The following is an 18,669-nucleotide window of genomic DNA, read 5'->3' as shown; positions in this document are numbered from 1 at the left end:
GGCGGCGTGTCAGTCTACGTAAATATTGATTGACACGCCGCCTTCGCGGGCAAGCCTCGCTCCTACAGGAGGATTGGGTTACCAAAATCAAACGGCGCCAACGCAAACCCTTGCTCATCCACCTGCAACACCCAGCCTTGACGGTCCCAATCCCCCAGCACAATGCGCTTGGCCGCCTGCTCGCCAATCTGCAACTTGTGGATGGCGGGGCGATGGGTGTGGCCGTGGATCAAGGTTTTCACACCATAGGCCTGCATGACCCGCGGCACTTCTTCCGGCGTGACATCGACAATGTCATTGGCCTTCATCCGCGTTTGCGCACGGCTTTCACTGCGCAGCTTGCGCGCCAGTTTATGCCGTGTGCCCAAAGGCAGATGGCGCAGGATGAACAGGGTGATCGGGTTACGCAGGTAGCGCCGCAGCTTCATATAACCTACGTCGCGGGTGCAGAGGCTGTCGCCGTGCATCAACAGCACCGGCTCGCCGTAAAACTGCACGACACTCGGATCTTTGAGCAAGGTACAGCCGGCCGCTTTGCAGAAGGCCTTGCCGAGCATGAAGTCGCGATTGCCGTGCATCAGGAAAATGGCCGTGCCGCTGTCGCTCAAATTACGCAGGGCCTGGCAGATGGAACGCTGGAAGGCTGTCATGGCATCGTCGCCAATCCACGCCTCGAAAAAGTCGCCCAGAATGTACAACGCACTCGCCGAGCGGGCGCGTCCAGCGAGCAAATCCAGAAACGCCCGGGTAATGTCCGGGCGCTCCTCTTCCAGATGCAAGTCTGAAATCAGCAGTATCACTCAATGATCTCGGCTTTCTCGATGATCACGTCGTCTGCAGGTACGTCCTGGTGACCGGCCTTGGAGGTGGTGGCCACGCCTTTGATCTTGTCGACGACGTCGGTGCCTTCAACCACTTCGCCGAATACCGCGTAGCCCCAGCCCTGAACGGTCTTGGCGCTGTGGTTCAGGAAGCTGTTGTCAGCCACGTTGATGAAGAATTGCGCGGAAGCCGAATGCGGCTCCATGGTGCGGGCCATGGCAACGCTGTACTTCTTGTTCGGCAGGCCGTTGTCGGCTTCGTTCTGGATGCTTGGGCGCTTGTCTTTCTTTTCTTTCATGCCTGGCTCGAAACCGCCGCCCTGGATCATGAAGTTACCGATGACGCGGTGGAAAACAGTGTTTTCGTAGTGACCGGCCTTGACGTATTCGATGAAGTTGGCAACGGTCAGCGGTGCCTTTTCAGCGTTCAGTTGCAGGACGATGTCGCCGAAGTTGGTAGACAGTTTGACTTTGGTCATGATGGGTACTCATTCTAAGAATTCGTGGGTTTCGGGGCTCTACAGCCCTCAACCGGTCCGGCCAGTGTCGGCCAAGGTGCGCAGTTTAGCGTGCCGGACGCGAATTTCGAGGCTGTTTTTCATCGCCGGCCGATTAAATGCAACCGATTGCCGGCCTGCTCTGTCAGCCACTTGACAGCATCGGCTATGATAAGCCCCTTTGATTTATAACAGCCGCTTTGATTTGGCCAACTGGCCGCGCACTTGTACGTTCAAGGATCCTATGAGCAAGCCCACTGTCGACCCTACCTCGAATTCCAAGACCGGCCCTGCCGTGCCGGTCAATTTCCTGCGCCCGATCATCCAGGCGGACCTGGACTCGGGTAAGCACACGCAGATCGTTACCCGTTTTCCGCCTGAGCCCAACGGTTACCTGCACATCGGTCACGCCAAGTCGATCTGTGTGAACTTCGGCCTGGCCCAGGAATTCGGCGGCGTCACGCACCTGCGTTTCGACGACACCAACCCGGCCAAGGAAGACCAGGAATACATCGACGCGATCGAAAGCGACGTCAAATGGCTGGGCTTCGAATGGTCCGGTGAAGTGCGCTATGCCTCGCAGTATTTCGACCAGTTGCACGACTGGGCGGTAGAGCTGATCAAGGCCGGCAAGGCCTATGTCGACGACCTGACCCCCGAACAGGCCAAGGAATACCGTGGCAGCCTGACCGAGCCGGGCAAGAACAGCCCGTTCCGCGACCGCTCGGTTGAGGAAAACCTCGACCTGTTCGCTCGCATGAAGGCCGGCGAATTCAAGGACGGCGCACGTGTGCTGCGGGCCAAGATCGACATGGCCTCGCCGAACATGAACCTGCGCGACCCGATCATGTATCGCATCCGTCATGCCCATCACCACCAGACCGGCGACAAGTGGTGCATCTACCCGAACTACGACTTCACCCACGGTCAGTCGGACGCCATCGAAGGCATCACCCACTCGATCTGCACCCTGGAGTTTGAAAGCCATCGTCCGTTGTACGACTGGTTTCTCGACAACCTGCCGGTGCCGGCGCACCCGCGTCAGTACGAATTCAGCCGTCTGAACCTCAACTACACCATCACCAGCAAGCGCAAGCTCAAGCAGCTTGTGGACGAGAAACACGTCAACGGCTGGGACGATCCGCGCATGTCCACGCTGTCGGGCTTCCGCCGCCGCGGCTACACCCCGGCGTCGATCCGCAACTTCTGCGACATGATCGGCACCAACCGTTCCGATGGCGTGGTCGACTTCGGCATGCTCGAGTTCAGCATCCGTCAGGACCTGGACGCGAATGCCCCGCGCGCCATGTGCGTGCTGCGTCCGTTGAAAGTCGTGATCACCAACTACCCGGAAGACCAAGTCGAGAATCTCGAACTGCCACGTCATCCGCAGAAAGAAGAACTCGGCGTGCGCAAGCTGCCGTTCGCCCGTGAAATCTACATCGACCGCGATGACTTCATGGAAGAGCCGCCAAAAGGCTACAAGCGCCTGGAGCCGAACGGTGAAGTGCGTCTGCGCGGCAGCTACGTGATCCGTGCCGACGAAGCAATCAAGGATGCCGACGGCAACATCGTCGAACTGCGTTGCTCGTACGATCCGGACACCCTGGGCAAGAACCCTGAAGGCCGCAAGGTCAAAGGCGTGGTGCACTGGGTGCCGGCTGCGGCCAGCGTCGAGTGCGAAGTGCGTCTGTACGATCGTCTGTTCCGTTCTCCGAACCCGGAGAAGGCCGAAGACAGCGCCAGTTTCCTGGACAACATCAACCCTGACTCACTGCAAGTCCTCACCGGTTGTCGTGCTGAACCCTCGTTGGGCAACGCACAGCCGGAAGACCGTTTCCAGTTCGAGCGCGAAGGTTACTTCGTCGCGGATATCAAGGACTCGAAACCGGGCGCTCCGGTATTCAACCGTACCGTGACCCTGCGTGATTCGTGGGGCCAGTGATCAAGTCTTAAGGAACCGTCGTGCTTACGATCTACAACACGCTCACCAAGAGCAAAGAAGTCTTCAAGCCGCTGGATGGCAACAAGGTGCGCATGTACGTCTGCGGGATGACCGTGTACGACTACTGCCATCTGGGCCATGGCCGCAGCATGGTCGCGTTCGACCTGGTGACCCGCTGGTTGCGGTTCAGCGGTTACGACCTGACCTACGTGCGCAACATCACCGATATCGACGACAAGATCATCAATCGGGCCAACGAGAACGGCGAGTCGTTCGAGGCCTTGACCGAGCGCATGATCGCGGCGATGCACGAAGATGAAGCGCGCCTGAACATCAAAAAACCGGACATGGAGCCGCGTGCCACGGATCACATCCCGGGCATGCACGCGATGATCCAGACCCTGATCGACAAGGGTTACGCCTACGCACCGGGCAATGGCGATGTGTACTACCGCGTCGCCAAGTTCATGGGCTACGGCAAGCTGTCGCGCAAGAAGATCGAAGACCTGCGCATCGGCGCACGAATCGAAGTCGACGAGTCGAAACAGGACCCGCTGGACTTCGTGCTGTGGAAAGGCGCCAAGCCAGGCGAGCCGAGCTGGCCATCGCCGTGGGGCGACGGTCGTCCGGGCTGGCACATCGAGTGCTCGGTGATGTCCACCTGCTGCCTGGGCGAGACCTTCGATATTCATGGCGGCGGCAGCGACCTCGAGTTCCCGCACCACGAAAACGAAATCGCCCAGAGCGAAGCGGCCACCGGCAAGACCTACGCCAACGCGTGGATGCATTGCGGCATGATTCGCATCAATGGCGAGAAGATGTCCAAGTCCTTGAACAACTTCTTCACCATTCGCGACGTGCTCGACAAGTACCACCCGGAAGTCGTGCGTTACCTGCTGGTGTCGAGCCACTACCGCAGCGCGATCAACTATTCGGAAGACAACCTCAAGGACGCCAAGGGCGCCCTCGAGCGTTTCTACCATGCGTTGAAAGGCCTGCCGAAAGTGGCACCTGCTGGCGGCGAAGCCTTCGTCGAGCGTTTCACCCAGGTGATGAACGACGACTTCGGCACGCCGGAAGCCTGTGCGGTGCTGTTCGAGATGGTCCGCGAGATCAACCGTCTGCGCGAGAGCGATCTGGATGCGGCGGCCGGTCTGGCGGCACGCTTGAAGGAACTGGCCAGCGTGCTGGGTGTATTGCAGCTTGAAGCCGATGACTTCCTGCAGGCCGGTGCCGAAGGGCGGGTCGACGCGGCTGAAGTCGATGCACTGATCCAGGCGCGCCTGACTGCCCGTGCCAACAAAGACTGGGCCGAATCCGACCGCATCCGCGACCAGCTCACCGCCATGGGCGTGGTGCTGGAAGACGGCAAGGGCGGCACGACCTGGCGTCTGGCTGACTGATCGCTGCGTTTGCTACAAACAAAACCCGCCTTGTGCGGGTTTTTGTTTGTTTGGTTGAAGATCAAAAGATCGCAGCCTTCAATCCCCCAATTGGCGCAACCGCTTGTAAAGGGTATTGCGACTAACCCCTAACCGCCGCGCCAAGTGCGAAATATTTCCCCCAGCCGCCTGCAATTGCCGATTCAATGCCTCGGCATCATTCAAATCAACGGCTATCGGCTCCGGCGTATCCACCGGCTCCATCTCCAGATCGACAAAAAAATCATCCGGCAAATGTTCCGGCCGTACGGGTTGCTCTTCGGCCATGGCCAACGCCACCTGCATCACGCTGCTGACCTGACGCAAATTCCCCGGCCACGGATGGCGGCTGAACAGTTCCAGCACCTCGGGGCTCAACCCGGCCCACTGCGACGGTTCACGGTGTTGCTCCCACAAGCGCTTGAACAACGCCTGCTTGTCGCTGCGCTCCCTGATCGGTGGCAGTTCCAGGGTCAAACCGCCGATGCGGTAATACAAATCCTCACGAAACCGCCCCAACTGCACCTGCTCGCGCAACAAGCGGTTGGTCGCCGAGATGATCCGGATGTCCACCGGGAACAACTCGCTGCTGCCCACCGGTTGTACGCAACGTTCCTGCAATACCCGCAGCAGCCGGGCCTGGGTCGGTAGCGGCATGTCGCCGATTTCATCGAGGAACAGGGTGCCTTTGTCGGCCTTGCGGATCAGCCCGATGCTGCCTTTCTGGTTGGCGCCGGTGAACGCGCCTTTCTCGTAGCCAAACAGCTCGGACTCCACCAGTTCGGCGGGGATCGCTGCACAGTTGACGGCAATGAACGGTTGTTTGCTGCGTGAGCTGGCGTGGTGCAGGGCTTTGACGAAGACTTCCTTGCCGACCCCGGTTTCCCCGTGGATCAACAATGGAATGTCCTTCTCCAGCAAACGTTCGGCCTGGCGCACGGCTTTTTCCACGCGGCTGTCGCCAAAGTGCAGGGTGTTGAGGCTGATCGCGGCGGGCGCTGCCAGGGTGGGCTCAGTGCACTTTATTTCAGGGCTTTTCGTTTCAGTGCTCTTTTTTTCTGCAAACAGCCGCGCCTGAATCGACGCCTGTTTCGGTCGTTTCAGCACGCACTGGAAACGGTTGTTTCCTGAGGCTTGCAGGGAAAACGGCAGGCCGTCCGGCTGATTCAGCAGTTCCATCAACGAGACTTTGAACAGGCTTTCGACGCTGACCCGCGACAGGCTGATGCCCAGCAGATTGTCGGCCCGGCGGTTGGCCGACAGTACCTGACCGGTTTCATCGAAGATCAGCATCCCGGCCCATTGGCTGTCGAGGTTGTTCAACCCGGTGTTGAAGGTCAGTTGGAAATGCTGGCCGTGGAACAGGTTGAGGATCAGCCGGTTCTCCACGGTCTGGCTCATCATCTTGACCATGCCCAGGGTGTGGGAGGGCGGCAGGTAGCTGTCGCTGGACACATCCAGCACCGCGATCACCTTGCGCTCGGCATCGAAAATCGGCGCGGCGGAACCGGTCATGAAGCGGTTGGCCTTGAGGAAATGTTCATCGTGCTCGATGTGCACGGCCTGCTCGCAGGCCAGCGCGGTGCCGATCGCATTGGTCCCGCTGCAATGCTCCATCCAGCTGGCGCCGACGCTGAAACCGCGGGTCAGGCTCGGCTCGATGAAACGCTGGGTACCCCACGACGTCAGCACCTGGCCGTGATTGTCGGCGAGCATGATCAGGCAATTGGAGTTGCTGAGGATGTTTTCGTAATACGGCAGGACTTCCTGATGGGTGGTTTGCACCAGGGAATGCTGACTTTCCAGCAAGTGGGCGATGCCGTCTGCCGGCAGCTGATCGAACGCTGGCGCGCTCTGATGATCGAGCCCGAACGCGCGGCAGCGGGACCAGGAGTCCTGGATGATGGCGTCGTGGGAGCGCTTTGAGACAGGTACGGCCATGGCGGTCGATCTCTGGGCAAGCTTTTATTGTTTTTATGGGTTTTGCATCACGTGAGGGCCACGCAAAAAACATCCGTAGAGTGTTGTTCACATTTGTTCATTGTCAATCGTTGAATTGTTCAGTTGTTCATTCGTGGTTGTTCATTTCTGTTCATCAACGAATCCGATTTTTATCTTGTTTGATGGGATTTCCAGCCAAATCAAACGCTTGAGATTTTTGGCACGGATGTCGCTATGTAGCTCCGGTCGCTTGACTCAAAAAATAAAAAAAGGCCGAGCCATGTCACTAATCCTGGAACATGTCAGCCGCACCATCGAAGGCCAGACCTGGATCGACGATGCGTGCCTTAATTTCGAACCCGGATCGTTCAACGTTTTGCTCGGTCGCACGCTGTCCGGCAAAACCAGCCTCATGCGCCTGATGGCCGGTCTGGACAAACCCGACAGCGGCCGCATCCTGATGAACGGCGTCGACGTCACCCAGCGCCCGGTGCGTTTGCGCAATGTGTCGATGGTCTATCAGCAGTTCATCAATTACCCGACCATGACGGTGTTCGAGAACATCGCCTCGCCGCTGCGTCAGGGTGGCGTTGCCAATGAGTTGATCCAGAGCAAGGTGCTGGAAACCGCGAAGATGCTGCGCATCGAGAAGTTTCTCCAGCGCCATCCACTGGAGCTCTCCGGCGGCCAGCAACAGCGCACGGCCATGGCCCGGGCGCTGGTCAAGGACGCCGAGCTGATTCTGTTCGACGAGCCGCTGGTCAACCTCGACTACAAGCTGCGCGAAGAGCTGCGCCAGGAAATGCGCGAGCTGTTCAAGGCGCGCAATACCATCGCGATTTACGCCACCACCGAACCCAACGAAGCCCTGGCGCTGGGCGGCACCACGACGATTCTTCACGAAGGCCGGGTGATTCAGAGCGGCAAGTCCTCCGAGGTGTATCACCAGCCGCAAACCGTGCTGGCGGCGGAGTTGTTCTCCGAGCCACCGATCAACCTGATGCCGGGGCGCATTGCCGGCAACGAAGTCAGTTTCGCCAATTTCGTGCACTTCCCGTTGAACGTCGATCTGCGTCCGGTGGGCGAGGGCGAATTCCGTTTCGGCGTGCGTCCCAGCCATATCTCGCTGGTGCCGAGCAACGACGACGATCTGGAACTGGCGGTGACCGTCGAGGTGGCCGAGATCAGCGGTTCGGAAACCTTCCTGCACGTGCGCAACGAGTATTTCCTGCTGGTGCTGCACTTGCCGGGGGTGCACGAATACGACGTCGATGCGCCGATTCGCATCTATATCCCGACTCATAAACTGTTTGTGTTCGATATGCAGGGGCGGCTGGTCCAGGCGCCCGGTCGCCGCATTGCGAGGGTTGCCTGATGGCCGAAATCCGTTTGCAGAGCCTTGCCCACAGCTACACCCGCACGCCAGCCGGCCCTGAGGATTACGCGATCCGCGAGATGGACCACGTCTGGGAGCAGGGCGGCGCTTATGCGCTGCTCGGGCCATCGGGGTGCGGCAAGTCGACCTTGCTCAACATCATTTCCGGGTTGCTCAGCCCGTCCCAGGGCCAGGTGATGTTCGACGGCAAAGTGGTCAACGAACTGACCCCGGAAAAGCGCAACATCGCCCAGGTTTTCCAGTTTCCGGTGGTCTACGACACCATGACGGTGTTCGACAACCTGGCTTTCCCGCTGCGCAATCAGGGCATGGTCGAAGCGAAGATTTTCAGCAAGGTGCATGAAATCGCCGAAGTCCTCGACCTTCAGGCATTGCTGCACAAGAAGGCGCGTAACCTCACCGCCGATGAAAAGCAGAAAGTCTCCATGGGCCGTGGGCTGGTGCGCGATGACGTGTCGGCGATCCTCTTCGATGAACCATTGACGGTGATCGACCCGCACCTGAAGTGGAAGCTGCGGCGCAAGCTCAAGCAGATCCACGAGCAGTTCAACATCACCATGGTCTACGTCACCCACGATCAGCTCGAAGCCTCGACCTTCGCCGACAAGATCGCGGTGATGTACGGCGGGCAGATCGTGCAGTTCGGTACGCCACGGGAATTGTTCGAACGGCCGAGCCACACCTTTGTCGGCTATTTCATCGGCAGCCCGGGGATGAACCTGATCGACGTCCAGCCGCAGGCCGGCGGTGTCGGTTTTGCCGGGACTCACTTGCCGTTGTCCCACGCGATGCAGCAACGGATCGCCGACAGCGAATGGAAAACCCTGAAGGTCGGCATCCGTCCGGAGTTCGTTCATGTGTGGGAGGAAGCCTTTGATGACGCGTTGCGGGCTAAGGTCGTACACGTCGAGGACCTGGGCACCTACAAAATCATGACCCTGAACCTCGACGGCGTGCTGCTGAAAGTACGCCTGGCCGAAGACAAACCGGTGCCCGAGGGCACGGCGTACATCAGTTTCCCGGGGCAATGGCTGATGGTCTACGCCGATGATTACTTGCTGGAGGTGCTGCCATGAACAAGGTGCAGAACAACAAGGCCTGGTGGCTGGTGCTGCCGGTGTTCCTGCTGGTGGCGTTCAGTGCGGTGATCCCGATGATGACCGTGGTCAACTATTCGGTGCAGGACATCTTCGACCAGTCCAGCCGCTATTTCGTCGGCGCCGATTGGTACAAGCAGGTGTTGCTCGACCCAAGGCTGCATGACTCGCTGCTGCGCCAGTTCATCTATTCCGCCTGCGTGTTGTTGATCGAAATTCCGTTGGGCATCGCCATCGCCCTGACCATGCCGATCAAGGGCCGCTGGTCGTCGCTGGTGCTGATTATCCTGGCGATTCCGCTGCTGATCCCGTGGAACGTGGTCGGCACCATCTGGCAGATTTTCGGTCGGGCCGACATCGGCTTGCTTGGGTCCAGCCTCAACGGCATGGGCATCAGCTACAACTATGCGGCCAACACCATGGACGCCTGGGTCACGGTGTTGGTGATGGACGTGTGGCACTGGACGTCGCTGGTGGCGTTGTTGTGTTTCTCCGGTCTGCGGGCGATTCCGGATGTGTATTACCAGGCGGCGCGGATCGATCGGGCGTCGGCCTGGGCGGTGTTCCGGCACATCCAGTTGCCCAAGCTCAAGAGCGTGCTGCTGATCGCGGTGATGCTGCGGTTCATGGACAGTTTCATGATCTACACCGAACCGTTCGTGCTGACCGGTGGTGGTCCGGGCAATGCCACGACCTTCCTGAGTCAGACCTTGACCCAGATGGCCGTAGGGCAATTCGACCTCGGCCCGGCGGCGGCTTTCTCGCTGGTGTACTTCCTGATCATCCTGTTGGTGTCGTGGCTGTTCTACACCGCCATGACTCACTCTGACGCCAATCGGTGAGGCCTGCCATGAGCAAGAGAAAGCTGATTCCGCTGCTGGTCTACATCCTGTTCCTGCTGGTGCCGATCTACTGGCTGCTGAACATGTCCTTCAAGAGCAACACCGAAATCCTCGGCGGCCTGACGCTGTTTCCCCAGGATTTCACTTTCGCCAACTACAAGGTGATCTTCACCGACCCGAGCTGGTACACCGGCTACCTCAACTCGGCGTACTACGTCAGCATGAACACAATCATTTCCCTGACCGTGGCGTTGCCGGCGGCCTATGCGTTTTCGCGCTATCGCTTCCTCGGTGACAAGCACCTGTTCTTCTGGCTGCTGACCAACCGCATGGCACCGCCGGCGGTGTTCCTGTTGCCGTTCTTCCAGCTGTATTCCTCGATCGGCTTGTTCGACACGCACATCGCGGTGGCGTTGGCTCACTGTCTGTTTAACGTGCCGCTGGCGGTGTGGATTCTTGAGGGCTTCATGTCTGGCGTTCCCAAGGAAATCGACGAAACCGCCTACATCGATGGCTACAGCTTTCCCAAGTTCTTCGTGAAGATTTTCGTTCCGCTGATCGGCTCCGGGATCGGTGTCACGGCGTTTTTCTGCTTCATGTTTTCCTGGGTCGAATTGTTGCTGGCGCGAACCCTGACGTCGGTGAACGCCAAACCCATCGCCGCGGTGATGACCCGCACGGTCTCGGCGTCCGGCATCGACTGGGGCGTGCTGGCAGCGGCGGGGGTGTTGACCATCCTGCCGGGCATGCTGGTGATCTGGTTTGTTCGCAACCACGTGGCCAAGGGCTTTGCCCTGGGCCGGGTATGAGGAACTGATGATGGAATGGATGAGTTGGACCAGCCCGACGGCGGCGTTCTTCGGCGTCATAGCCTTGATCCTGGTGGGCATGACGACTTGGGAGTTGCGTTCGCCAAGCATTCTTCGAAAAGGTTTTCTGCCGATTACCACCACCCGTGGCGATCGGCTGTTTATCGGTCTTCTCGGCAGCGCCTACCTGCATTTGCTGGTAATCGGCGTCACCGACTGGAGCATCTGGATAGCGTTCGCGTTGTCCCTGGTGTGGCTGTTGGCTGTGATGCGTTGGGGCTAGTCGAATCGCTCGGCAATGTTGCTCCGAAACCCATAAAGGAGGTCTCTATGTTCGACAAAAACAATAAGCTGCGACATAGCATTTCACTGGCAGCCATGCTGGCACTCAGCGGATTGAGCGCATCGGCCTGGGCTGATGCCTACGAAGACGCTGCGAAGAAGTGGATCGGCGGCGAATTCAAACCGTCCACCTTGACGGCCGATCAGCAACTCGCGGAATTGAAGTGGTTCATCAAGGCGGCCGAGCCGTTTCGCGGGATGGACATCAAGGTTGTCTCGGAAACCCTGACCACCCATGAATACGAGTCCAAGGTGCTGGCCAAGGCCTTCACCGAGATCACCGGGATCAAAGTCACCCACGACTTGCTGCAAGAAGGCGATGTGGTGGAAAAGCTGCAGACCGTGATGCAGTCGGACAAGAGCATCTATGACGGCTGGGTCAACGACTCCGACCTGATCGGTACGCACTTTCGCTATGGCAAGACCGAGTCGATCACCGACCTGATGGCCAACGAAGGCAAGAACTTCACCTCGCCGACCCTCGACATCAAGGACTTCATCGGCATTTCCTTCACCACCGCGCCGGACGGCAAGATCTATCAGCTGCCCGACCAGCAGTTCGCCAACCTGTATTGGTTCCGCGCCGACTGGTTCGATCGGGCGGACCTGAAAGCAAAATTCAAGGAAAAGTACGGCTACGAATTGGGCGTGCCGGTGAACTGGTCGGCCTATGAAGACATCGCCAAATTCTTCAGCGAAGACGTCAAGGAAATCGACGGCAAACGCATCTACGGGCACATGGACTACGGCAAGAAGGATCCATCCCTGGGCTGGCGCTTCACCGATGCCTGGTTCTCCATGGCCGGCGGCGGCGACAAGGGGCTGCCCAACGGCTTGCCGGTGGACGAGTGGGGCATCCGTGTCGAGGACTGCCATCCGGTCGGTTCCAGCGTGACCCGTGGCGGCGATACCAACGGCCCGGCGGCGGTGTTCGCGACGCAGAAATATGTCGACTGGATGAAGGCCTATGCGCCGCCGGAAGCAGCGGGCATGACCTTTTCCGAGTCTGGCCCGGTACCGTCTCAGGGCAACATTGCCCAACAGATCTTCTGGTACTCCGCCTTTACCGCCGACATGACCAAACCGGGCCTGCCGGTGGTGAACGCCGACGGTACGCCGAAGTGGCGCATGGCGCCGTCGCCGAGAGGGCCGTACTGGGAAGAGGGCATGAAGCTTGGGTATCAGGACGTGGGTTCCTGGACATTCATGAAGTCCACGCCTGAGAAACAGAAACTCGCGGCCTGGCTGTACGCGCAGTTCGTGACCTCGAAAACCGTGTCGCTGAAGAAAACCATCGTCGGCCTGACACCGATCCGCGAGTCGGACATCAACTCTCAAGCCATGACCGACCTGGCGCCGAAGCTCGGTGGCCTGGTCGAGTTCTATCGCAGCCCGGCGCGGGTGCAATGGACCCCGACCGGCACCAACGTGCCGGACTATCCGCGTCTGGCACAGTTGTGGTGGAGCCACATCGCCGAAGCCGCCAGCGGCGAGAAAACCCCGCAACAGGCGCTCGATGGTCTGGCCAAGGATCAGGACGCGATCATGACCCGTCTGGAACGCTCCAAGGCCCAGGCCACTTGCGCGCCGAAAATGAACCCGGAACGCGACGCGCAATACTGGTTCGACCAACCGGGCGCACCGAAGCCGAAACTGGCTAACGAGAAGCCCAAGGGTGAAACCGTGAGCTATGCCGAACTGCTGAAATCGTGGGAGGTGGCGCGTAAGTAACAGATCGGCCTGCGACGTCGAACGGCACCTTCGGGTGCCGTTTCTATTTATGCCCACTTTCTCGTTTCAGCGACTGGCGTACGGTTCTCATTACCGCGAGGTCGAAGGCGTTGTGCCCGGCGTGGAGCAGACGACAACGGATGTTCTGGCGCTGGCGAAGCCAACGTACGCTGGACATGCCGAAGGTGTCTTTGATGCCTTGTATCACCAGGGTATCGGCATCGACCCGGAGACGCTCGTCCGCCCGTGTGAAGAAATAGTGATTAACGTGGTAATGCAACTCCAGGCAGATGGCGCGCACCGCTTCTTCATCAACGAAGTCTTCGAGTGCGTGCGGGCACATCGATTGCCCGTTCAATTGCAAAATAGCCTGCAGCCAGTGGATGGCAGCCTGACGCTGTTGCACCTCGCAACCATTGCTCAGTAGCTGGTAGATACCCCGCGCACTGGCGTCGTGGGAGCCAGGGGTTAATTGAGATAAACCCTCGCTCAAGGTTTTATCGTAGGCGCTTACGTTCGCAACAAACGGTATGAACACTGAGACCAACGTGGTTTTCAGAATGGCGTCGGGATAGCGCTGCTGGTATTGGATGGCCAACCAGCTTCCCCATGAAATGCCCAGCAAACTGATTTTTTCGAAACCAAAATGCCGCCGCAGGGCATCGATGTCTTCAACGGACAGCCCAGTGTTGTTGTGCTGGAGCTCGCCGAGGGGAAGGGAGCGCCCGCAGCCACGCTGGTCGAACAAAATGATATCGAAACATCGCAGATCGAAGAACTCAAGATGATGGAGGGCGCTACGACCACCCGGCCCGCCATGCAGGAAAAATATCGGTTCGCTGCCGGGGGTGCCGTGCCGCTCCCAATAGAGATGGTGGCCGTCACGAGTCGGGTAGTAGCCATTGATCGGGGAGACCACCATCAGATGGGAACCTTCAGCCTGTAGAACTGGAACAGCTCCGTGTGCCGGGGGCGGGCCGCTACACTGGAAATCACCTGCAGTTTCAGGATCTGGGCCATGTAGGGAACGGAAATCAGTACCGGCGTATGGCCGAAAACGATAATCGTGCTTCCCGGATTCACGCACGGTGCCATATCGTGCAATGTCTGCTGCGCATCGGCGCGAGTCATGACTTCGGCATTGAGGAAACGCAGTATCAGCACATCACATTTGATGCCGGCAGAGGCAATGTTTCGGGCATCGGCCAGATAAAATTCGGCAGATGAGGTGCCATGACGATTTTTTGCATGTTCGATCATCGACGCCGAACGATCGGAGCCCAGGCAATGTCGGTCGGGGAGTTCGCGGGCCAGGTGCGCAATGAATTCCCCAGTCGAGCACGCCGGATCATGGATCACCGCGCCGGGACTCGATATCGTCTTGAGTAACGTTGCGCAATGCTGGCGAAAGTGGCTTTCGTCGGCATCCAGTTGCTTGGCGAGCGATTCATTGCACTGCCAGTATTCGGGCGGGCAAACAAACTCCAGGCCCGTGTCATCAGTGACAGGAAGCGGGAAACACACCTCGCTGTCCGGTTTAGTCTGCGCAACGTGGAAAGCCGTTTCCTTTTCTTGTCGGGTAACTCCTCGAAAATAGATCTCTGCACCTTCATTGCCCCAATGCCACTCAGCGAGCGGTCCGAGCAACATCCAGGGCCTGAGCAGGCTGTTGATATGCCAGCCGTCAGTGTCAGTGTGTTGCAGGACTTTTCGGCCCACCCAGTCGCAGCCATTCACGCGCAGAACAAAGAGCTGATGGAGCCCCGGCCCCAAGGGCTCGACGTAACGATCGAGTTTGCCAGGGGAGGCCACATGACGGACGAAGGATTGAGCCAAGCGCTGTTCTCGATGGAGGGCAGTCGTTGCCGATCGAGCGTTCATGCCGGCACTCCATGTCGCCTTTCCAAGCGCCGTCCCCGCGCCTGCGGGATAACCACATTGCCGCTGGAGACTACGAAAAATCGCTCCAGCCCCGGAATGACGACATTGACCAGCGTGGTGCCGAGGGCGGTCTGGTGAAGCGGTGCAATGCCCAGCGTGCGCCCATACCGATGCAGGTCTTCGGCCAGCAAGCTGATTTGCTCGGCCAATGGTCGTTCATCACGAGCATCGGGCAAGACTACCGTTTGTTGCTCGCACAGGTTCAACAGCGGATGCAGATCGAATCGCAGGCAGCGCAACAGGCGAGGAAAGGCCGTCAGATGCCGCTGAGCGTTGCTCAGATAGTCTCTCAGTTCAGGCTCCGAGGACCAAAGATGTAACTGAACCAGTTCGGTAAGTGCTCGCCATGCGCCATGCCTGGCATCGATCGAGCAACCGGTGCCGAAGACTCGCGGGTGAGTGCATGGCGCGGCTGAAAAGGCCAGAAAGGTTCGCGGCAGGAATTCGGTGCTGATGTCGACAAGGACGATCTCGGCACCGATCTCCGCTTCGGCGTCCAGCCACAGCCGACCCAGCTCGTCGTGATCGGACATGCGTGCGACGCGGCGCAGGGGCGCGTGGTTTTCGTAGTAAAAATGCTCCAGCAAGAACAACGAAACCGCATCGCGCTCAATACATTCATTGGCAGCATGCAAAACCGCCTCGTTGTAAGTTGCGCCAATAGCGGTTCCGCTATTATTGGCATAACGTTGCAGTGCGCCATAGTTGGTTGTGTCTTGTATCGGTGTTCGTCGTGAATAACCGGGTGTGCATAAAGCGACCGGGTATGTAAATGAAGTGTGCTTTAGAACATTCGTATACTGTCGGCAGGCTGTTATGGCATTGGGTTGTTCGGCGATAAGTGCCAGGGCAGTGTCGTCAGTAAATAGTGACGTGTCGGAAAAATAGCGCGGGGCTACATAGTGAATGTCGGATGTATCCAAGTGGTCACTTAAATAGTGTTCCAGCATTTCGTAAAGTGCACCGACACGGGCGTGGCGCGGGTAGCCTTTACCTGATCCCCTGGCGGTGTGGTGCTGATCGCTGGAGCTGGCAGAGGCATGGACCGCGACAATCTGCTGGCCCAGTGTGCGGGTGTCGACACGCAGGCCCAAGCTATCAAGTTCAGCGTGAATCCGCTGTTCAGCTTGCTCCAGGGTGAGTTCTCGTTCGGCTAGTGTGAAACCCATTGTTCGCTCCCTCGAGAAACGGGGGGCGCCGGCCCCCCGTTTTTTATACGGCTTCCAGTTCGGACTGTTCAGCCTCAGTCAGTTGCAGTTTTTCAACCTGCTCTGGCGTAGGCGCTTCCTGTTGTTCAAGGTCGATCACTTTGTTGGCGTTCCAGTTACCCATATAACCCATGATTAAACTCTCTTTTTGTTAGACATTGGATGTGCTGTATCGAGCACGGAGCAAATGTATAAGGCAGGTATTGGCTCGGTCAAAAATGACAGGAAGTTTCAAAAACCATATTCAAGGGGTGTTGAAATACGTACACATCAATTGTCGGCTTGACGATTTTTTTCGTGACGCATCGGCGGGTGTTGAATGGGACGGTATTGCGGGACATACCCGCCCCAACGATTTCGACGCATGCACTTGTCGGAAATTTCAGCTGCATGGAGGTGCGAAATCGTGATGACTGACTTTTGTGGCTCTTCAGGGTTCTTCGCGCGACGATTTTTCCTATCGCGTATGAAGGCGTTTCAGAAAAAATGCAGGTTGAATGACTGGGCATCTATTCATCGGGGGTGGGAAATCCCAATCGAAACACCGTCAACGTCCCAGGCGAGCTTTTAACCTGTGCCACCCCCTGATGCAGGCTCATGATCGAGCGCACGATGGCCAGGCCCAGTCCGGTGCTGCCTTGTGAGCGGGAGCGGCTGCTGTCGACCCGGTAAAAGCGGTCGAACAGGTGCGGCAGATGCTGCGCTTCGATGCCCGCGCCGGGGTTGCTGACTTCCAGTGCAACCTGTGTCGCCTCTTGCTCAATGTGCAGCGAAACCGTTTGCCCGGCCGGACAGTGGCGCAGGGCGTTGGACAGCAGGTTCGAGATCGCCCGTTGAATCATCAGCCGGTCGCCCAGCACGCGCGCGCTGCCGGTCACGCTCAGGCTGATGCGCTTGTCTTGCGCCGACAAGGAAAACAGGTCGGCCACTTTTTCGACTTCTTCTTCCAGGGCGACCGACTCGAAAGATGTGAGCGCTGCGGGGTTACTGGCCTGCGCCAGAAACAGCATGTCCGAGACAATCCGCGCAACACGCTCCAGCTCTTCGGTGCAGGACACCAAGACGTTTTTGTACGCCTCGGCCGTGCGTTCCCGGGACAGCGTCACCTGTGCCTTGCCCATCAGATTGTTGATCGGCGTGCGCAGTTCATGGGCCAGGTCATCGGAGAACTGCGACAACTGCTGCACACCATTGTCGAGGCGATCCAGCATGACGTTGATCCCCTGGGCCAGTTCACTGAGTTCCTGGGGCATGTCGAGCACCGACAGCCGATGGCCGAGGTCTTGCGTCGAGACCATCGCCGCCACTTTGCGAAACTCGCGCAACGGCATCAGCCCCCGCTGTACGGCGGCCCAGGCACTGAGGCCGATGAAGATCAGCAGCAATGGCAAAGCAATCAGCGTCGAGCGCAGATAGGCGCTGAGCAACGCCTGATTGTGGGCATCGTCCATCGACAGCAGCACCGGGACGCGGGTGCCGTCCTTGATGCGGACCAACCGAGAAGCGGTCAGGTAGCGCTTGCCTTGATCGTCGGTGCCGTCGGAGAACGCCAGTGGTTCGTCGGCAGCCAGTACTGCCTTGCGTTCAAGGCGCGGGTCGGCCATGCCGGAGCCGGATTTCAACAGCGGCGTGCGCAAGTTACTGCGGTCATAAATCGTCAGGGTGAGGTTGTCATGGCCCATGACCTGATCGAGCAGAATGTGCGGCGCCGAACGAATTTCTGCGGCATCGGCGTACAGCGACAGGCTGTGTTCCACCTGTTCCACCTTCTGGGCCAGGCTGTTTCTGGATAACGCGTTCAACTCATGGGTCAGGGCAAAGTAGGCAAGGATCGCCAGGAACACCACCAGTAGTGCGCCGAGAATACTCACCGTCAGGCCCAGGCGCATCGACAGGCTGGCCGGCTTCATTCCCGCGCCTCCAGGACATAGCCGACACCGCGCAGGGTGTGGATCAGTTTGCTGTCGAACGGGTCGTCGATCTTCGCCCGCAAACGCCGGATCGACACTTCGACCACGTTGGTGTCGCAGTCGAAATTCATGTCCCACACCAGCGAAATGATCTGGGTGCGGGTCAGTACTTCCCCGGACTGGCGCATCAGCAGATGCAGCAGGGCGAACTCCTTGGTGGTCAGGTCGATGCGCTGCTCGCCGCGAAAGGCGCGGTGACGGCCCGGATCAAGTTCCAGATCGGCGACTTTGAGCACCTGCGGCACCGGGATGTTTTCGCTGCGGCGCATCAGCGTGCGCACCCGCGCCAGCAATTCCGGAAACTCGAATGGCTTGACCAGATAATCGTCGGCACCCAGATCCAGACCACGAATCTTGTCGGCCAGACGCCCGCGCGCGGTGAGCATCATCACCCGGGTGGAATGGGTGCGACGCAATTGCTCCAGCACGCCCCAGCCATCGAGTTCCGGCAGGTTCACATCCAGGATCACCAGGTCGTATGCCTGCTGTTGCGCCAGATGCAGTCCGTCGGCGCCAGTGGCCGCGTGGTCAACGATATAACCACTTTCCGTCAGTCCCTGATGCAAGTATTCGGCAGCTTTAAGCTCGTCCTCGACGACAAGGATTCGCATGATTTATCACCACTTTTATTTAATGGATATTTAATTAAGGTGGCCAGGAAAGTTGTTGTTTTTGTAGGGGCTTCCGGACGGATTTGAATAACGACTA

At 58.6% G+C, this 18,669-nt stretch carries 17 protein-coding genes; 8 read left to right on the top strand and 9 right to left on the bottom strand.

Going from position 1 to position 18,669, the window contains the following annotated elements; all coding sequences use genetic code 11:
* Positions 1–62: 62 nt before the first annotated feature.
* Together lpxH and AC07VO_RS25545 are read right to left on the bottom strand one after the other, a co-directional pair.
* Positions 63–800: a UDP-2,3-diacylglucosamine diphosphatase gene (gene lpxH / locus AC07VO_RS25550; protein ID WP_086944999.1), complete on the bottom strand. Its 738-nt coding sequence runs from the start codon at positions 798–800 to the stop codon at positions 63–65.
* Positions 797–1,300 (bottom strand): peptidylprolyl isomerase, encoded by a 504-nt coding sequence (locus AC07VO_RS25545; RefSeq protein WP_086944998.1) that lies wholly within the window; start codon positions 1,298–1,300, stop codon positions 797–799. The genes lpxH and AC07VO_RS25545 overlap by 4 nt, the downstream gene beginning before the upstream one ends.
* A 262-nt stretch (positions 1,301–1,562) precedes the next feature.
* Here AC07VO_RS25545 and AC07VO_RS25540 point away from each other — a divergent pair, with 262 nt between their 5' ends.
* Positions 1,563–3,263 carry a glutamine--tRNA ligase/YqeY domain fusion protein gene (locus tag AC07VO_RS25540; protein WP_028941250.1) on the top strand — a complete coding sequence of 567 codons (1,701 nt, stop codon included), beginning with the start codon at positions 1,563–1,565 and terminating at the stop codon, positions 3,261–3,263.
* 20 nt (positions 3,264–3,283) lie between these two features.
* Complete coding sequence (gene cysS, locus AC07VO_RS25535; protein ID WP_019580054.1) at positions 3,284–4,666, top strand: cysteine--tRNA ligase; 1,383 nt, start codon at positions 3,284–3,286, stop codon at positions 4,664–4,666.
* A gap of 78 nt (positions 4,667–4,744) precedes the next feature.
* Here cysS and AC07VO_RS25530 read toward each other — a convergent pair whose 3' ends face one another.
* On the bottom strand, positions 4,745–6,625 hold the full coding sequence (locus AC07VO_RS25530) for a sigma-54-dependent Fis family transcriptional regulator (RefSeq protein ID WP_086944997.1): 1,881 nt from the start codon (positions 6,623–6,625) through the stop codon (positions 4,745–4,747).
* 280 nt (positions 6,626–6,905) lie between these two features.
* Between AC07VO_RS25530 and AC07VO_RS25525 the strand changes: the two genes are divergently transcribed.
* Genes AC07VO_RS25525 through AC07VO_RS25500 form a run of 6 tightly spaced genes read left to right on the top strand, consistent with a single transcriptional unit; the run spans position 6,906 to position 12,842 of the window.
* Entirely contained in the window at positions 6,906–8,000 is a 1,095-nt protein-coding gene (locus AC07VO_RS25525; RefSeq protein WP_018925486.1) for an ABC transporter ATP-binding protein, read from the top strand.
* The gene (locus tag AC07VO_RS25520; protein WP_086944996.1) at positions 8,000–9,097 is read left to right on the top strand and encodes an ABC transporter ATP-binding protein; all 1,098 of its coding nucleotides are present in this window, start codon (positions 8,000–8,002) and stop codon (positions 9,095–9,097) included. Before AC07VO_RS25525 ends, AC07VO_RS25520 begins: the two co-directional genes overlap by 1 nt.
* Positions 9,094–9,960 (top strand): carbohydrate ABC transporter permease, encoded by an 867-nt coding sequence (locus tag AC07VO_RS25515; RefSeq protein ID WP_064618816.1) that lies wholly within the window; start codon positions 9,094–9,096, stop codon positions 9,958–9,960. The genes AC07VO_RS25520 and AC07VO_RS25515 overlap by 4 nt, the downstream gene beginning before the upstream one ends.
* An 8-nt stretch (positions 9,961–9,968) precedes the next feature.
* Complete coding sequence (locus AC07VO_RS25510; protein ID WP_018925489.1) at positions 9,969–10,769, top strand: carbohydrate ABC transporter permease; 801 nt, start codon at positions 9,969–9,971, stop codon at positions 10,767–10,769.
* Positions 10,770–10,779: 10 nt separating this feature from the next.
* A complete protein-coding gene (locus AC07VO_RS25505) occupies positions 10,780–11,052 on the top strand; it encodes a DUF2160 domain-containing protein (protein WP_026345728.1) in 273 nt (90 codons plus the stop codon).
* A 47-nt stretch (positions 11,053–11,099) separates the two neighbouring features.
* The gene (locus tag AC07VO_RS25500; RefSeq protein ID WP_064618814.1) at positions 11,100–12,842 is read left to right on the top strand and encodes an ABC transporter substrate-binding protein; all 1,743 of its coding nucleotides are present in this window, start codon (positions 11,100–11,102) and stop codon (positions 12,840–12,842) included.
* Positions 12,843–12,885: 43 nt separating this feature from the next.
* Here the strand turns inward: AC07VO_RS25500 and AC07VO_RS25495 are convergent, their stop codons facing one another.
* The 6 genes from AC07VO_RS25495 to AC07VO_RS25470 form a co-directional block, all read right to left on the bottom strand.
* Positions 12,886–13,764 (bottom strand): alpha/beta fold hydrolase, encoded by an 879-nt coding sequence (locus AC07VO_RS25495; protein WP_086944995.1) that lies wholly within the window; start codon positions 13,762–13,764, stop codon positions 12,886–12,888.
* A complete protein-coding gene (locus tag AC07VO_RS25490) occupies positions 13,764–14,723 on the bottom strand; it encodes a class I SAM-dependent methyltransferase (RefSeq protein ID WP_495007677.1) in 960 nt (319 codons plus the stop codon). Before AC07VO_RS25490 ends, AC07VO_RS25495 begins: the two co-directional genes overlap by 1 nt.
* Positions 14,720–15,952, bottom strand: a complete 1,233-nt coding sequence (locus AC07VO_RS25485) for a YcaO-like family protein (protein ID WP_495007676.1) — start codon at positions 15,950–15,952, stop codon at positions 14,720–14,722. Before AC07VO_RS25485 ends, AC07VO_RS25490 begins: the two co-directional genes overlap by 4 nt.
* A 43-nt stretch (positions 15,953–15,995) precedes the next feature.
* Positions 15,996–16,124: a hypothetical protein gene (locus AC07VO_RS25480; protein ID WP_256580748.1), complete on the bottom strand. Its 129-nt coding sequence runs from the start codon at positions 16,122–16,124 to the stop codon at positions 15,996–15,998.
* 376 nt (positions 16,125–16,500) lie between these two features.
* Positions 16,501–17,901: a heavy metal sensor histidine kinase gene (locus tag AC07VO_RS25475; RefSeq protein WP_086944992.1), complete on the bottom strand. Its 1,401-nt coding sequence runs from the start codon at positions 17,899–17,901 to the stop codon at positions 16,501–16,503.
* Complete coding sequence (locus AC07VO_RS25470) at positions 17,898–18,572, bottom strand: heavy metal response regulator transcription factor (RefSeq protein WP_007940896.1); 675 nt, start codon at positions 18,570–18,572, stop codon at positions 17,898–17,900. Before AC07VO_RS25470 ends, AC07VO_RS25475 begins: the two co-directional genes overlap by 4 nt.
* Positions 18,573–18,669: the final 97 nt, after the last annotated feature.

The organism is Pseudomonas sp. GW821-FHT03E01 (genome assembly GCF_059420765.1).
This window is presented reverse-complemented; position numbering and strand designations above follow the sequence as displayed.

Bases quoted from the DNA above. Each gene is read 5' to 3' on its own strand.
- AC07VO_RS25495 (WP_086944995.1), bottom strand. From the start codon at position 13,764: ATGGTGGTCTCCCCGATCAATGGCTACTACCCGACTCGTGACGGCCAC.
- AC07VO_RS25485 (WP_495007676.1), bottom strand. From the start codon at position 15,952: ATGGGTTTCACACTAGCCGAACGAGAACTCACCCTGGAGCAAGCTGAA.
- AC07VO_RS25475 (WP_086944992.1), bottom strand. From the start codon at position 17,901: ATGAAGCCGGCCAGCCTGTCGATGCGCCTGGGCCTGACGGTGAGTATT.
- AC07VO_RS25540 (WP_028941250.1), top strand. From the start codon at position 1,563: ATGAGCAAGCCCACTGTCGACCCTACCTCGAATTCCAAGACCGGCCCT.
- AC07VO_RS25500 (WP_064618814.1), top strand. From the start codon at position 11,100: ATGTTCGACAAAAACAATAAGCTGCGACATAGCATTTCACTGGCAGCC.
- AC07VO_RS25530 (WP_086944997.1), bottom strand. From the start codon at position 6,625: ATGGCCGTACCTGTCTCAAAGCGCTCCCACGACGCCATCATCCAGGAC.
- AC07VO_RS25520 (WP_086944996.1), top strand. From the start codon at position 8,000: ATGGCCGAAATCCGTTTGCAGAGCCTTGCCCACAGCTACACCCGCACG.
- AC07VO_RS25480 (WP_256580748.1), bottom strand. From the start codon at position 16,124: ATGGGTTATATGGGTAACTGGAACGCCAACAAAGTGATCGACCTTGAA.
- AC07VO_RS25490 (WP_495007677.1), bottom strand. From the start codon at position 14,723: ATGAACGCTCGATCGGCAACGACTGCCCTCCATCGAGAACAGCGCTTG.
- AC07VO_RS25470 (WP_007940896.1), bottom strand. From the start codon at position 18,572: ATGCGAATCCTTGTCGTCGAGGACGAGCTTAAAGCTGCCGAATACTTG.
- AC07VO_RS25545 (WP_086944998.1), bottom strand. From the start codon at position 1,300: ATGACCAAAGTCAAACTGTCTACCAACTTCGGCGACATCGTCCTGCAA.
- AC07VO_RS25510 (WP_018925489.1), top strand. From the start codon at position 9,969: ATGAGCAAGAGAAAGCTGATTCCGCTGCTGGTCTACATCCTGTTCCTG.
- AC07VO_RS25515 (WP_064618816.1), top strand. From the start codon at position 9,094: ATGAACAAGGTGCAGAACAACAAGGCCTGGTGGCTGGTGCTGCCGGTG.
- AC07VO_RS25505 (WP_026345728.1), top strand. From the start codon at position 10,780: ATGGAATGGATGAGTTGGACCAGCCCGACGGCGGCGTTCTTCGGCGTC.
- AC07VO_RS25525 (WP_018925486.1), top strand. From the start codon at position 6,906: ATGTCACTAATCCTGGAACATGTCAGCCGCACCATCGAAGGCCAGACC.